Origin of the sequence: Streptosporangium carneum (assembly GCF_027922005.1) — a bacterium.
Taxonomy (GTDB): Bacteria; Actinomycetota; Actinomycetes; order Streptosporangiales; family Streptosporangiaceae; genus Streptosporangium; species Streptosporangium carneum.
Map to the genome: position 1 here is coordinate 12222 of NZ_BSEV01000042.1, position 13681 is coordinate 25902.

The 13681-nt window shown below is 71.9% G+C and carries 13 protein-coding genes; 5 read left to right on the top strand and 8 right to left on the bottom strand.

What is annotated here, in order from left to right; translation table 11 throughout:
* Nucleotides 1-17 precede the first annotated feature (17 nt).
* Nucleotides 18-482 carry a MarR family winged helix-turn-helix transcriptional regulator gene (locus PKF00_RS41720; protein ID WP_271223314.1) on the top strand — a complete coding sequence of 155 codons (465 nt, stop codon included), beginning with the start codon at nt 18-20 and terminating at the stop codon, nt 480-482.
* 74 nt (nt 483-556) lie between these two features.
* Here PKF00_RS41720 and PKF00_RS41725 read toward each other — a convergent pair whose 3' ends face one another.
* The 3 genes from PKF00_RS41725 to PKF00_RS41735 all read right to left on the bottom strand — a co-directional run bounded on the left by PKF00_RS41725 (nt 557) and on the right by PKF00_RS41735 (nt 2479).
* Nucleotides 557-1228 (bottom strand): LysE family translocator, encoded by a 672-nt coding sequence (locus tag PKF00_RS41725; protein ID WP_271223315.1) that lies wholly within the window; start codon nt 1226-1228, stop codon nt 557-559.
* Nucleotides 1229-1347: 119 nt separating this feature from the next.
* Nucleotides 1348-1998, bottom strand: coding sequence for a LysE family translocator (locus tag PKF00_RS41730; RefSeq protein ID WP_271223316.1), 651 nt, complete (start codon nt 1996-1998; stop codon nt 1348-1350).
* A 67-nt stretch (nt 1999-2065) separates the two neighbouring features.
* On the bottom strand, nt 2066-2479 hold the full coding sequence (locus PKF00_RS41735; protein ID WP_271223317.1) for a DUF2000 domain-containing protein: 414 nt from the start codon (nt 2477-2479) through the stop codon (nt 2066-2068).
* Between the two features lie 114 nt (nt 2480-2593).
* Here PKF00_RS41735 and PKF00_RS41740 point away from each other — a divergent pair, with 114 nt between their 5' ends.
* On the top strand, nt 2594-3088 hold the full coding sequence (locus PKF00_RS41740; RefSeq protein ID WP_271223318.1) for an Lrp/AsnC family transcriptional regulator: 495 nt from the start codon (nt 2594-2596) through the stop codon (nt 3086-3088).
* Nucleotides 3089-3163: 75 nt separating this feature from the next.
* Here PKF00_RS41740 and PKF00_RS41745 read toward each other — a convergent pair whose 3' ends face one another.
* From PKF00_RS41745 to PKF00_RS41755, 3 genes are all read right to left on the bottom strand, one after another.
* On the bottom strand, nt 3164-3913 hold the full coding sequence (locus PKF00_RS41745) for a GNAT family N-acetyltransferase (protein WP_271223319.1): 750 nt from the start codon (nt 3911-3913) through the stop codon (nt 3164-3166).
* A gap of 69 nt (nt 3914-3982) precedes the next feature.
* A complete protein-coding gene (purB, locus tag PKF00_RS41750) occupies nt 3983-5413 on the bottom strand; it encodes an adenylosuccinate lyase (RefSeq protein WP_271223320.1) in 1431 nt (476 codons plus the stop codon).
* A gap of 144 nt (nt 5414-5557) precedes the next feature.
* Complete coding sequence (locus PKF00_RS41755; RefSeq protein WP_271223321.1) at nt 5558-8818, bottom strand: efflux RND transporter permease subunit; 3261 nt, start codon at nt 8816-8818, stop codon at nt 5558-5560.
* Nucleotides 8819-8935: 117 nt separating this feature from the next.
* Here PKF00_RS41755 and PKF00_RS41760 point away from each other — a divergent pair, with 117 nt between their 5' ends.
* From PKF00_RS41760 to PKF00_RS41770, 3 genes are all read left to right on the top strand, one after another.
* Complete coding sequence (locus tag PKF00_RS41760) at nt 8936-9403, top strand: MarR family winged helix-turn-helix transcriptional regulator (protein WP_271223322.1); 468 nt, start codon at nt 8936-8938, stop codon at nt 9401-9403.
* 28 nt (nt 9404-9431) lie between these two features.
* Entirely contained in the window at nt 9432-10208 is a 777-nt protein-coding gene (locus tag PKF00_RS41765; protein ID WP_271223323.1) for an SDR family NAD(P)-dependent oxidoreductase, read from the top strand.
* Between the two features lie 91 nt (nt 10209-10299).
* A complete protein-coding gene (locus PKF00_RS41770; RefSeq protein ID WP_271223324.1) occupies nt 10300-11457 on the top strand; it encodes an MFS transporter in 1158 nt (385 codons plus the stop codon).
* Nucleotides 11458-11484: 27 nt separating this feature from the next.
* Here PKF00_RS41770 and PKF00_RS41775 read toward each other — a convergent pair whose 3' ends face one another.
* Together PKF00_RS41775 and PKF00_RS41780 are read right to left on the bottom strand one after the other, a co-directional pair.
* A complete protein-coding gene (locus PKF00_RS41775) occupies nt 11485-12606 on the bottom strand; it encodes an ABC transporter ATP-binding protein (protein WP_271223325.1) in 1122 nt (373 codons plus the stop codon).
* A 42-nt stretch (nt 12607-12648) separates the two neighbouring features.
* Entirely contained in the window at nt 12649-13677 is a 1029-nt protein-coding gene (locus PKF00_RS41780) for an NAD(P)-dependent alcohol dehydrogenase (protein ID WP_271223326.1), read from the bottom strand.
* Between the last annotated feature and the right edge of the window lie 4 nt (nt 13678-13681).

The following is a 13681-nucleotide window of genomic DNA, read 5'->3' on the forward strand; positions in this document are numbered from 1 at the left end:
GAGCCAGTGGGCCGGCCGTGCCCGATGACACTCCCGGCTTCGAGCTCCCGCTCCGGCTCTTCCTCGGTTTCCGGGTTCTCATCGACGAGCTTCACGCCGAGCTCGCCCGCCAGGGACACCCCGATGTGCGGCCGATGCACGGCTTCGTCATGCAGGCGATCGGCACGGACGGCGTCACGGCCGTCGAGCTCGGCCGCCGCCTGGGGGTCTCGAAGCAGGCGGCGGGCAAGACGATCGGCACCCTGGAGCACCTGGGCTACGTGGAGCGCGGCTCCGACCCCCACGACGCCAGGCGCAAGATCGTACGGCTCACCGGGCGCGGCGTCGACAGCCTGGTGCGGTCCGCGCGCATCTTCGACGACCTTCGCGCCCGCTGGGCACGGACTCTGGGAGAGGAGCGGCTGCGCGCGCTGGAGGCCGACCTGCGCGCCGTCACGCCCGACGCCTTCAGGCTCGACGTGCCGGGCTGGTTCGGCGGCTGACGTCCCGCCCGGAACCGCCGCGCCGCCCGGCTGGAGACGGGGAGACCACCGCCCCCGGTCAGGGTGTCCGGCTCTCAGCCTGACTCGACCGCCAGGCGGACGCCGAATCCGATGAACACCAGGCCGGTCAGCCGCTCCATGCGGCGGCGGACGGAGGGCCGGGCGAGCCCCCGCCGCATGAGGTGCGCGGCCAGGACCACCAGCGTGAACCACGCCATGCCCAGCAGGTTGTGCACGGTGACCAGCAGCAGGGTCGCGGGCAGCACGGGAACGCCGGCGGGGACGAACTGCGGCAGCAGGGTCATGTAGATGATCCCCACCTTGGGGTTGAGCAGGTTGGTCACGAAGCCGGTCCTCATGGTGGCCAGCGCCCTGACGGCGGGCGCCCCCGCCCGCGTCGGCGTCGGCGTCGGCGTCGTGGGGAGCGCCGGTTCCTCCCGCTCCCCCGCGGCCGTGACGCCGGGGCGGGCGTTCCACAGCGCCCGCGCGCCGAGCCACACCAGGTAGGCGACGCCCGCGACCCTGACGGCGGTGTAGGCGGCGTCGGACGCGGCCAGCAGCGCCGTCAGGCCGAGAGCGGTGGCCACCCCCCAGGCGTAACAGCCGAGGTTCACCCCCAGTCCGGCCAGGAACCCCGCCCGGCGGCCTGAGGCGACCGTCGTGCGCAGCACGATCACGGTGTCCGGGCCCGGGGAGACGGTGAGGATCAGCGCGACGACGGTGAAGGCGAGCAGGGCAGCGAGCACACCAGAAGTGTAGATTCCCGATATTTCATCGTCACGGGCTATGCGACGGGGACGTCCCGGACCGCTCGCGCGGCGGGACGGACGAGGCCGTCCTCGCGGCGAGCCCCCTCAGCGCGCTCTCACGACGCGCTGACCAGGACACGCGAGCGATCGGTGGCGATGCGCAGCGCGATCCAGGCCAGCACGGTCGCCATCAGATAACGCTGCACACGCGCCCACAGCGGACGCCGGGCCAGGAACGACGCGATCGATCCGGCGGTCAGCACGATGACGGCGTTGACCGACAGCGAGACGGCCGTCTGGACGAGGCCGAGGCTCAGGCTCTGCCAGACGACGTCACCACGCGCCGGATCGACGAACTGGGGAAGCACCGACACGTACAGAATGGCGATCTTGGGGTTGAGCAGGCTGGTGATCAGCCCCATGGAGAACAGCCTGCGCGGCGGGTCAACCGGCAGCACGCCCGGTGCGAAAACCGACCCGCCTCCCGGACGCACCGCCTTCCAGGCCAGCCAGAGCAGGTAGGCCGCGCCCGCGAGCTTGATCCCGGTGTAGACGACCGGCACCACGGCGAAGATCGCCGCGATGCCGGCGGCCGTCGCGACCAGGTACGTCAGGAATCCCGCGGCGATGCCCGCCAGTGAGACGAGACCGGCTCCGCGTCCCTGCGTCACCGAACGCGAGACGAGATAGATCATGTTGGGCCCGGGGGTGAGAACCATCCCGAGCGCGACCACCGTGATGCCGACGAAAGCGCTGACCGATGCCATGCCCGAATCCTGTCCGCCGCCCCTCCCGCGAGGGAACGGCCAATTCCACGAAATGGCCCCGAAACCCTCAGGCGTGCAGGGGCAGTCGCTTGGTCAGGGCGGTCACGCGGTTGCGGGGGCCGAACACCGCCAGCGCCACGTAGTCGACGTCGTCGGCGGGCGTCGCCGCCAGCGCGTCGAGGTAGTCGTCGTAGTCGCGGGCCCGGCGGGCCACCTCGTTGAAGCCGACCGTGATCAGGTCCTCATGGGCCCGCGCCCTGTCGTGCAACTCGCGCAGTCGCGGGGCGGGGGCGGTCAGCACCGGCACCGGATGCGGATCCAGCCCGGCGTGCGTCCGGCCCGAGGCGTCCCTGCCGTCCGCCCCGAGAGGGTGGGAAAGGCGCCTGGCCAGGCTCAGCCCCACCACCACCGCGGCGTTCACCGCCGACGCCGGTTCCAGCCCCTCGCGGACCACCAGCACCAGCCTCGTCGTCCCGGTCATGTCTCTCCCCTGTTCCCTCGTCGGCGGGCACGGTGCCCGAAATCGGGCACCGTGCCGGTGATACGCCAACGAAAGTAGTCATACAGGCGGCAAAAATGCTTCAGGAGCGAACGTATGACCGGAACCAATGCCAGGATCCCGACCATGGACGAACTTGATACGGAGATCATCCGCCTTCTCCAAACGGATGCCCGGCAGTCCAACCGGGAGCTGGCCCGCAGGCTCGGCATCGCTCCCTCGACCTGCCTGGAGCGTGTCCGCACGCTCACCCGGCGCGGGGTGATCCGGGGCTACCACGCCGACATCGACCACGCCGCGCTCAACCGGAGCGTGCAGGCCATGGTCTCGGTCCAGGTGCGTCCGCTGAGCCGCGCCGTCATCGAGACCTTCAAGGACTCCGTCAGCGCCCTGCCCGAGGTGCTGAGCGTCTTCGTGCTGGCCGGAGGCGACGACTTCCTGCTGCACGTCGCCGTACAGGACCTGGACCACCTGCACGCCTTCCTGCTGGACCAGCTCAGCCAGCGCCGTGAGATCTCCGGCTTCCGCACCTCGGTGATCTTCCAGCGGGTCCACAACACCGTGCTCACCCGGCTGCCCGACCCCGGGTGAGCCCCGTCTCCCGGCGAGGCCCGCGCCCCGGCTGAGCCCTCGCGGGTCCGGATGCGCCGTCCGCGGCGCCGGGCCTCAGGGACGCGCGGGCAGCGCGAGGGCCGCCACAGGACGGCCGCGCATGCCGAGCCGCTCGTAGACGGCGATCGCGGCGTGGTTGTCGGTGTCCACCATCAGCGCGACCCTGCCGTGCGCGGCGACCAGCGCGCCGAAGACGAAGGCGCACACCCGCCGCCCGTATCCCCGGCCGCGCCGGGCGGGGTCGGTGGCCACTCCCGCGACGAACCCGACCTCCGGACAGGACCAGGCGTCGGCGGCCGTGGCCACCAGCGTCCCGCCGGACGAGCGCACCCCCGCCCAGCGGCGGATCCCCTGAAGACCGGGGGCCGCCCACGCGGACGGGGCGGCCTCGGCCAGCAGGGCGGCGACCTCCCCGTCCGCGTCGCGCAGCCATCCGGCTTCCCCGTCGGCCTCCCGGGCGGTCTCCGCGGGCGGGGGCGGCCGGTCGGCGTCCATCCACTCGAAGGGCCGCACGGGGCCGGTTCCCGGGATCCGCCCGGCCAGCTCCGTTATCAGCGCCCGGTCGGACAGCAGCCGGTACGACGGCCCCAGGTCGGGGAGCAGCAGCCGCACCAGGGCGGCGACCTGGTCCGAGGGCCCGCGCACGGTCAGCCGGTCGCGGCGGTTGAGGTCGGGGCTCGCGACCGCGACCGCCTCTCCCAGCGCCCACGCCCGCACCCCGCCTCGCATTCCCTGCGCCGCCCACACGACCAGCGTGTCGTCATGGCAGGCGGCGGCCACGTCCTTGGCGAGGGTCAGCTCCATGCGCTCTCCGCGGGGATCCGGTGGGCGGTCGGGCTCAGTACGGCCGGGCTCAGTACGGCCTGCGCGGCCCTAAAGGATCGCGCCGGGGGCGTAGCCCGCGGCGGCCGGGTGGCGTGCGACGATCTCGTCGATCCGCGCCACGACCGCCTCCACCTGGCCGGCGGCGGCCCCGGTGAACGAGATCCGCTCCTCCAGCAGCTCCCGCAGTGCGGCGTGGTCGAGGGGGAAGCGCTCATCGGACGCCAGGCGTTCGACCAGCTCGTTGCCCGCGCCGCGCTCGCGCATCGCCAGCGCGGAGGCCACCGCGTACTCCTTGATCAGCTCGTGGGCGCTCTCCCTGCCCATCCCGGCCCGCACCGCGGCCATCAGCATCTTGGTGGTGGCCAGGAACGGCAGGTAACGGTCGAGTTCCGCGGCGATGACCGCGGGGAACGCGCCGAACTCCCCCAGCACCGTCAGCATCGTCTCCACGAGGCCGTCGAAGGCGAAGAACGCGTCCGGCAGGGCCACCCGCCGCACCACGGAACAGGAGACGTCGCCCTCGTTCCACTGGTCCCCGGCCAGCTCGCCCACCATGGAGGCGTAGCCGCGCAACACCACGGTCAGGCCGTTGACCCGCTCGCACGAGCGGGTGTTCATCTTGTGCGGCATCGCCGAGGAGCCGACCTGCCCCTCCGCGAAGCCCTCGGTGACCAGCTCGTGACCGGCCATCAGCCGGATGGTCTTGGCCAGCGAGGAGGGAGCGGCGGCCAGCTGCACCAGCGCGGTGACCACCTCGTAGTCCAGTGACCTGGGGTAGACCTGACCGACGCTGGTCAGCCGGTGCGCGAACCCCAGGTGCGCGGCGACCTGGTCCTCCAGCAGCGCCAGCTTCGCCTGGTCGCCGCCCAGGAGGTCCAGCATGTCCTGGGCCGTGCCCACCGGACCCTTGATCCCGCGCAGCGGGTAGCGGGCGATGAGCTCCTCCAGCCTGGCGAAGGCCACCAGCAGCTCGTCCGCCGCCGAGGCGAAGCGCTTGCCCAGGGTGGTCGACTGCGCGGCCACGTTGTGCGAACGGCCCGCCATGACCGTGCCCGAGTGCTCGGCGGCCAGTGCCCCGAGGCGCGCCAGCAGCGCCACGCACCGGTCGCGGACCAGGACGAGGCTGTCGCGGATCTGCAGCTGCTCGACGTTCTCCGTGAGGTCGCGCGACGTCATGCCCTTGTGCACGTGCTCGTGCCCGGCCAGCGCGTTGAACTCCTCGATGCGGGCCTTGACGTCGTGGCGGGTGACCCGCTCACGCTCGGCGATGGAGGCGAGGTCGACCTGCTCGACGACCTTCTCGTAGTCGGCGACGGCCTCCTCGGGCACCGCGACCCCCAGCTGCGCCTGGGCGGCCAGCACGGCCAGCCACAGGCGGCGCTCGGCCACCACCTTGTACTCGGGAGACCACAGGCGGGCCAGCTCCGCCGAGGCGTAGCGGGCGGCCAGGACGTTGGGGATGCGAGGCTTGGCAGTCACGTTGCCTCAGTCTATTGCGACCGGCCGCCATGGCCTGCCCGGGGGTCCGTCTCCCCGCGCGGGCGGGCGGCCGGGCGCCGTCCGCGAGCACCGGCCAGGACCGCGCGCCGCCTCGAAACCGGGAGACGGCGCGCGGTCGCCCTGTCAGCCGACCGGAGTCAGCCTGCCGTCGCCCTGGGGGTTGGGCTCGGCCTCGTGCCGGCCCGCCTTGGGCTTGCGGCGGAAGCGCTCCTTGGTCCGCTCGAGCATCACGTACAGCGTCGGCACCAGCACCAGCGTCAGGAGCGTCGACGACAGCAGGCCGCCGATGACCACGATCGCCAGCGGCTGGGAGATGAACCCTCCGGAACCCGTCAGGCCGAGCGCCATCGGGATCAGCGCGAAGATCGTCGCCACCGCGGTCATCAGGATCGGCCGCAGCCTCCTGCGTCCGCCCTCGATCACCGCCTCGATCACGTCGAAGCCCTGCTCCCGGTACTGGTTGATCAGGTCGATCAGCACGATGGCGTTGGTCACGACGATGCCGATCAGCATCAGCATGCCGATCAGCGCGGGCACGCCCAGCGGGGTGCCGGTGGCCAGCAGCAGCCCGATGGCGCCGGTCGCCGCGAACGGCACGGAGACCAGCAGCACCAGCGGCTGGGCGAAGCTGCGGAACGTCGCCACCATGATCATGAAGACGATCGCGATGGCGGCCAGCATCGCCAGCCCCAGCTGGCCGAACGCCTCGCTCTGGTCGGCGCTCACCCCGCCGATGGTGTACTTGGCCCCGTCGGGCAGCGTGAGCCCCTTCAGCTTGGCGGTCAGCGCCGTCGTGACGCCGCCCAGGTCGCTGGCGGTCGCGGTGCCGGAGACCGTCGCGCTGCGCTCCCCGTCGATCCGGGTCACCTGCGTCGGGCCGTCGACCTTGGAGACCTTGGCGACGTCCGACAGCTTGACCGTCCCGGTCGCGGTGGGCAGCTTCAGCCCGCCGATCGCGGCCACGTCCTCGGGGGCGTCGCCGCTGCGCAGGATCAGGTCGCTGGTCCGCCCCTCGATGGTGACCTGGCCGAGCGGCGCGCCCCGGAACCGCTGCGCCACGAACTGCCCGATCTGCTGCTCGGTCAGCCCCTTGGCCGCCGCCTTCCTCCGGTCGACCTCGACCTCGACGCGCTTGGCGCTGGCCTCCAGGTTGGAGGAGACGTCCCGCAGTCCGTCCAGCTCGGCCATCGCGCCGCGCACCGTCTCGGCCGCGCTCCGCAGCGTCGCGATGTCCGACGCCTGCACGATCACCTGGAGCTGGTTGGTCGAACCGCCGCCGGGACCTCCCTGGGAACCGCCTACGGTGATCTCACCGGCGTCCTTCAGCGCCTCGAAGCGCTTGCGCAGCGTGTTCTCCAGGGTGGGGGTGTCCGTCCCCTCCGCCACCGTCACCGAGTAGGAGGCGTGGTCTCCGCCTCCGCCGCCGGAGGCCGCGCCCATGAACCCGCCGCTCGAGCCCACGTTGACCTGGTAGGACTTCACGTCCTTGATCGAGCTCAGCACCTGCTCGACCTGCTTGACCGCCGCGTCCGTCGTGGCCAGCTCCGTGCCCGGGGGCATCTTCTGGCTCAGGGAGACGGTGTCCTGGCCCGAGGAGTCGAGGAAGTTGGTCTCCAGGCGTCCGGCCAGGCCCATCGTCCCCACGAAGACCACGATGCCGACCAGGACCGTGATCAGCCGCCGCTTGGTCGCGAAACGCAGCACCGGCAGGTAGATCCGCTGCAACGGGCTGCGCAGCTCCTTGGCCTCAGCCTTCTCCCGCACCACGCGGGCCTCCTCGGGGCTGAGCACCGGCGCCTTCAGGAACCAGTACGCCAGCACCGGGATCACCGTCAGCGAGACCAGCAGCGACGCCAGCAGCGCCACCGTCACGGTGATGGCGAACGGCGCGAACAGCTGGCCGACCATCCCGCCGACCACCGCGATCGGCAGGAAGACCGCCACGGTCGTCAGCGTCGAGGCGGTGACCGCGCCGCTCACCTCGCGCACGCCCGCCAGCACGGCGTCCCGCTTGGCCTCGCCGTACCCGAGGTGCCGCTTGATGTTCTCCAGGACCACGATCGAGTCGTCGACGACGCGGCCGACCGCGATGGTCAGCGCGCCCAGGGTCAGCAGGTTCAGCGAGTAGTCGCCGAGCCACAGCGCGATCAGGGCGATGACCACCGACAGCGGGATGGACATCGCCGTCACCAGGGTGGAGCGCACCGACAGCAGGAAGATCAGGATGACCAGCACCGCGAAGGCCAGGCCGAGCAGGCCCTCGGTGGTCAGGTCCTCGATGGAGCGCTCGACGTACGGCGCCTGGTCGAAGATCACCGTCATCTCGGCGGAGCCGCCGACCGCCTTCTCCATCTCCGGCAGCTTCTCGCGCACCGCGTGGGAGATCGCCACCGCGTTGCCGTCGGGCGTCATGGTCACCGAGACGCCCAGGCTCGGCTTGCCGTTGGTGCGCGTCAGCGAAGTCCTCTCCGCCAGCGACCGCTCGATCTCCGCGACGTCGCCCAGCTTGACGGGCTTGGGGGGCTTGGGGGTCACCGGAGGCGCCGCCGCCTGCTGGGCGCCCCTGGCGCCCATGGCCCCCTGTGCCGCGGCGGCCGCGCGCCCCTGCTGCGGCGCCCCCTGCTGCGGGGCCTGGACGGGGGCGGCGGGCGTCATGTACAGGTTCTCGAGGTCCTCGATCGAGGCGATCCGGCTGCCGATCTGGACCGTCAGCGACACCTTGTCCTCGGTCAGGCTGCCGGCCGGAATCGGCTGGCCGTTGGCGCGCAGCACGTCGGCCACCGCCGTCGGCGCGAGGCCCCGCTTGGCGAGCTCCTTGCTGTCCGGGGTGATCACCACGGTCTCGTCCCGCGTGCCGGTCACCGTGGCCTCGCGCACGCCGTCGACGCCCTGCAACTGCGGCACCACGACCCGCCGGAGCTTGTCGGCCGTGGCGCGCTCGTCACCGCCCGCGGCCACCGCCAGCACCATCACCGGGATGTCGTCGGTGCCGCCCGCCAGAACCTGGGGGTCGACCCCGTCCGGCAGCTGGGACTCGATCCGCGAGATCGCCTGCTGCATCTTGCCGACCGAGGCGTCGATGTCGGTGCCGTACTCGAACGCCACCTGGACCTGCGACATCCCCTCCCTAGAGGTGGAGGTCACCTCGGTGACCCCCTCGATGCCCTGGAAGCTGTCCTCGATCGGCTTGGTGACCTGTTCCTCGACGATCTCGGGAGAGGCCCCCAGATAGGGGGCGACCACGAAGGCCCCCGGGAACGAAAGAGAGGGCAGCAACTGTTGTTTGAGCGAGGGGATCGCGAAGGCGCCGAACGCGCTCAACACGACCGCGATCATGATGACGAGGCTGCGGTTGGCGAGACTCAACCTGGCCAGGGCGGTCATGGGGGCGGACTCCTAAAAGGGGAATGTCACGATAAGTTTGCCCCACACTAACACTTCGCCTTGCACGAATATTTAACGTTTGTTGGCAATCCTGATAACCTTCTCAGGAAGCGAGAGGTGAGTGTGGACGACGAACGCGACCGGCTGATCAACCGGATCAGTGAGCTGCAGCGGGACCTGGGACGGTTCCTCGCCGAACGTCGAGCCCCTTCTCCCCTGTTCGACTCCAACCTCACGATGCGCCAGCTCAAGGTCGTGATGATCCTGTCCTACCAGGACTCCGCCTCGGGCCAGGATCTCGCCCACCATCTCGGCGTCGGCCTCGGCACCGTGACCGGCATCGTCGACCGGCTCGTCGGCCACGGCCTCGTCACCCGCCGCGAGGACCCCAACGACCGCCGCGTCCGCCGCGTCGAACTGACCTCCGGGGGCCGCACCCTCGTCGAACGGATCGCCGACGCGGGCCTCGCCGACTTCCGTCACCTTCTCGGATGCCTCGACACGCAGACCCTCCACGACCTGCTGTCCGTCATGAACAGGATCGAGGCCGCGACCACCGCCCTCCATCCGCGAGGCTCCTCATAGAAAAGATGGGATGATAGGTTCTACGGGTATGCCATCCGCGTACCTCGACAGCCTCTTCTCCCTCACCGGGCGCGTCGCCCTCGTCACCGGCGGCAGCTCCGGCATCGGATACGCCATCGCCGAGGCCCTCGGCCGCGCGGGCGCCCGCGTCGTCGTCGTCGCCCGCCGCAGGCCCGAACTGGCCCAGGCCGTCGAGCGCCTCCGCGCCCACGGCGTGCGCGCGGACTCCGTCAGCGCCGACCTCGCCGACCGCGCCGACGTCGCCCGCGTCTGCGAGGAGGCCCCCGCCTTCTTCGGCGACGTCGACATCCTCGTCAACGACGCCGCGAACAACATCCGGCGTCCCATGGACCGGCTCACCGTCGACGACTACGAGCAGACCATGGCGGTCAACATCACCGCCCCCTACCTCCTCGGCCAGCACTTCGGTCCCCGCATGGCCGAGCGCGGCTGGGGCCGCATCATCAACATCGGCTCCCAGCAGTCCATCAGCGCCTTCGGCGACAGCGGCGCGTACGGCGTCTCCAAAGCCGCGATCACCGGGCTGACCCGCTCCCAGGCGGAGGCGTGGTCCGCCCGGGGCGTCTGCAGCAACACCGTCGTCCCCGGCTTCGTGCTGACGCCTCTCACCGAACCGGCACAGGCCGTCCCCGGGCGCGTCGAGGCCCTCGCCGCCCGCTCCATGACCGGGCGCAACGGCCTGCCCGCGGACTTCGCGGGCATCGCCGTACTGCTCGCCGGCCAGGCGGGCGCCTACCTCACCGGTCAGACGGTCTGCGTCGACGGAGGCTTCTCGGTGCACTGAGAGGCCCTGAAAGGCACCGAGAGGCACTGAGAGGCGCGGGAGGGGCACGGAAGACGTACGTGGTTGAATGTCACACAGACCCGGGGGTGCCATGAGTGACGCCGCGAGCCTGCAAGCCGTCAACGCCCGCCGAGCCGTGTCCTTCTTCTTCGTGCTGCTCGGCACCGTCTCAGGCGCCTGGGCCGCCCGCATCCCCGCGGTGAAGAACGACCTCGGTCTCAGCAACGGCCAGCTCAGCTTCGGCCTGCTCGCCCTCACCGGCGGGCTCGTCGTCGGCATGCGCTTCGCGGGACGCCTCACCGACCGTCTCGGCAGCGCGCGCGTCCTCACCCCGGCCGCCGTCGCCACCTGCCTGGCCGTCATCCCGCCCGGCTACGCGCCGACGCTGCCCCTGCTCGTCGCCGTCCTGTTCCTGTACGGCCTCGTCAACGCCTCCCTCGACGTGGCCATGAACGCCCACGGCGTCGAGGTCGAACGCGTGTACGGCCGCCCTCTCATGTCCTCCTTCCACGGCATGTACAGCGTCGGCGGCCTCGTCGGCGCGGGCGTCGGCGGCCTGTTCGCCTGGCTCGGCCTCGGGGCGGGCCCCACCCTGGCGACGACGGGGATCACCCTGGCTCTCGCCTCCCTCCTCGCCGGACGCCACCTGCTTCCCCTGCCCCCGCGGGCCGCGGACGCCCCGCGTCCGGCCGCCCGCGCGCGCTGGTCCGGCTGGATCGTGCTGATCGGCGTCGTCGCCTTCGCCGGGCTCGTCGGGGAGGGCGCCGCCGTCGACTGGACCGCCGTCTACCTCTTCGAGGACCTCGGCGCGCCGCAGGGTGTCGCCGCCCTCGGCTTCGCCGTCTTCTCCCTGGCCATGACCGCGGGCCGTTTCGCCGGAGACCACCTCGTCCGGCGACTGGGCCCCGTCCGCCTGGTCCGCTGTTCCGGCCTCCTCGCCACCGCCGGCCTGGCCACCGCGCTGCTCGTCGGCCGGGTTCCCGTGGCCATCGCCGGTTTCGCCCTGTTCGGGCTGGGTCTGGCCACGATCGTCCCTCAGGTCTTCTCCGCCGCGGGCAACCACGACCCCGCCCGCGCCGGGGAGTCCATCGCCCAGGTCGCGACCGTCGGCTACACGGGGCTCGTCGCGGGCCCCGCCATCATCGGCGGAGCGGCCGAGGTCGTCGGCCTGCCCGCCGCGCTGGGCATCCCCGTGCTGCTCGCGGCGTTCATGACCGTCTCCGCCGGAGCGCTGCGCCCGCCCCGGTGACCTCCGTCCGGGCGGTGTCAGGCGGTGTCAGGGGGGCAGCCGCCTGCCGGTGACGGCGGAGAAGAGCCGTTCCTTGCCCTGCGCGATCCGCAGCCTGACCCGGTCGCCCTTGGCAGGCGGGGCGTTGGGGTCGACGCGGGCGATGACGGTCTGGTCGAGGAGCGCGGGATGGGCCGCGTCGGCGTACTGGCCGTAGAGGAAGGCGTCGGAGCCGAGTTCCTCCACGACGGTCACGGTGACCGGGAAGGTCCTGTGCTCGGCGTCGGCGTCGGTCTCGGCGATCACGTCGACGGCCTCGGGCCTGAAGCCCAGGACGAGACGGTCGCCGCCCTCCTTCCTGAGCGCCTCGAGCGTCTCACGGCTCAGCCGTATCCGCGTCCCGCCGAGAACGGCCTCCTCCCCCTCGACGCGGAACTCGGCCAGGTTCATCGAGGGCGAGCCGATGAAGCCCGCGACGAAGACGTTGGCCGGGTGCTGGTAGAGGCGCAGCGGGGTGTCGACCTGCTGGAGGAGCCCGTCCTTGAGGACGGCGACCCTGTCGCCCATCGTCATGGCCTCCACCTGGTCGTGGGTGACGTAGACCGTCGTCACCCCGAGCCTGCGCTGCAGGGCGGCGATCTGGGTGCGGGTCTGCACGCGCAGCTTGGCGTCCAGGTTGGACAGCGGCTCGTCCATGAGGAACACCTGCGGTTCGCGCACGATCGCCCGTCCCATGGCCACGCGCTGCCGCTGCCCGCCGGAGAGCTCCTTGGGCCTGCGGTCGAGGTACTCCTCCAGGTCGAGCAGCCGGGCGGCGTCGCGGACCCTGCGGTCGCGCTCCTGTTTCGGCGCCTTCATCACCCGCAGGGCGAAGCCCATGTTGTCCGCCACCGACATGTGCGGGTAGAGCGCGTAGTTCTGGAAGACCATCGCGATGTCCCGGTCACGCGGCGGCAGATGGGTGACGTCACGCTCGCCGATGGTGATGCGGCCGCCGTCCACCCTTTCGAGTCCGGCGAGCATGCGCAGGGAGGTGGACTTCCCGCAGCCGGAGGGGCCGACGAGGACCAGGAACTCACCGTCGGAGATGTCGAGGTCGAGGGCGTCGACCGCGGGCCGCTCGGTTCCCGGGTAGACGCGCGTCGCCTCCTCGTAGAGGACCTTGGCCATTGCCGTGTCTCCTTCCGTGTCTCCTCTGGGTCTCCTTGGAGGTCATTCCCGTGGCCGGACCACCGCCTTGACCAGCCCGGGGTCGCGGGCGCCCGAGGTGAGCGCCCGCTCCACCTCGGCCAGGCCGTAGTGGCCTGTGACCAGGGCGTCCAGCCGGACGCGTCCCGAGGAGGCCAGGGCGATGGCCGCGGGCCAGGTGTTGGCGTAGCGGAAGGTGCCCGTCACCTCCAGCTCACGCGTCTGGACATGGGACAGCGGCAGCGGGACCTCGTCCGCGCCCATGCCGACGAGGACGACCCGCCCGGCCCGCCCCACCTGCCTGACGGCCTCCCCCGTCGCGGCGGGGTGCCCCGAGCACTCGAGCAGCACGTCGGGGTCGAAGGCGGTGTCCGCCAGGCGGTTCTCCGCCACGTCGAGGGCGACGCTCGCCCCCAGGTCGCGGGCCAGCGCGAGCCGTACGGGATTGACATCGGTGATCATGACGTCGGTCGCGCCGAAGGCCAGCGCCGCCTGCAGGCAGAGCAGCCCGACCGGGCCCGCGCCGGTGACGAGCACCCGGGCGCCGGGTCCGACCCGCGCCTTCTCACAGGCCCACACGGCCACGGACAGCGGCTCGATCAGGGCGGCGGCGTCGTCGGACATGGCGTCGGGAACGGGGTGGGCGAACTCCTCACGCACCGCGACGTACTCGCAGAAGGCCCCGTCGATCGGAGGGGTGCCGAAGAAGCGCATCCGCGGGCAGAGGTTGTAGCGCCCCGCCCGGCACTGCGGGCAGGTGAAGTCGGGCACCCCCGGTTCGAGCGAGACCCGCGTTCCCCCGCGGTGCCGTCCCGCCTCGGCCCCGGCGGCGACCACGGTCCCCGAAGGCTCGTGGCCGAGCACCAGCGGGGACTCGACCACGAAGTCGCCGATCCTCCCGTGCTCGTAGTAGTGCACGTCGGAGCCGCACGTGCCGACGGACGCGACCTGGACCAGCACCTCCCTGGGGCCCGGCTCGGGTCTGGGCCGCTCCTCCAGCGTGATCTTCCCCACGCCGTGCAGTACGGCCGCGCGCATGGCAGGTCCGGTCATGGCG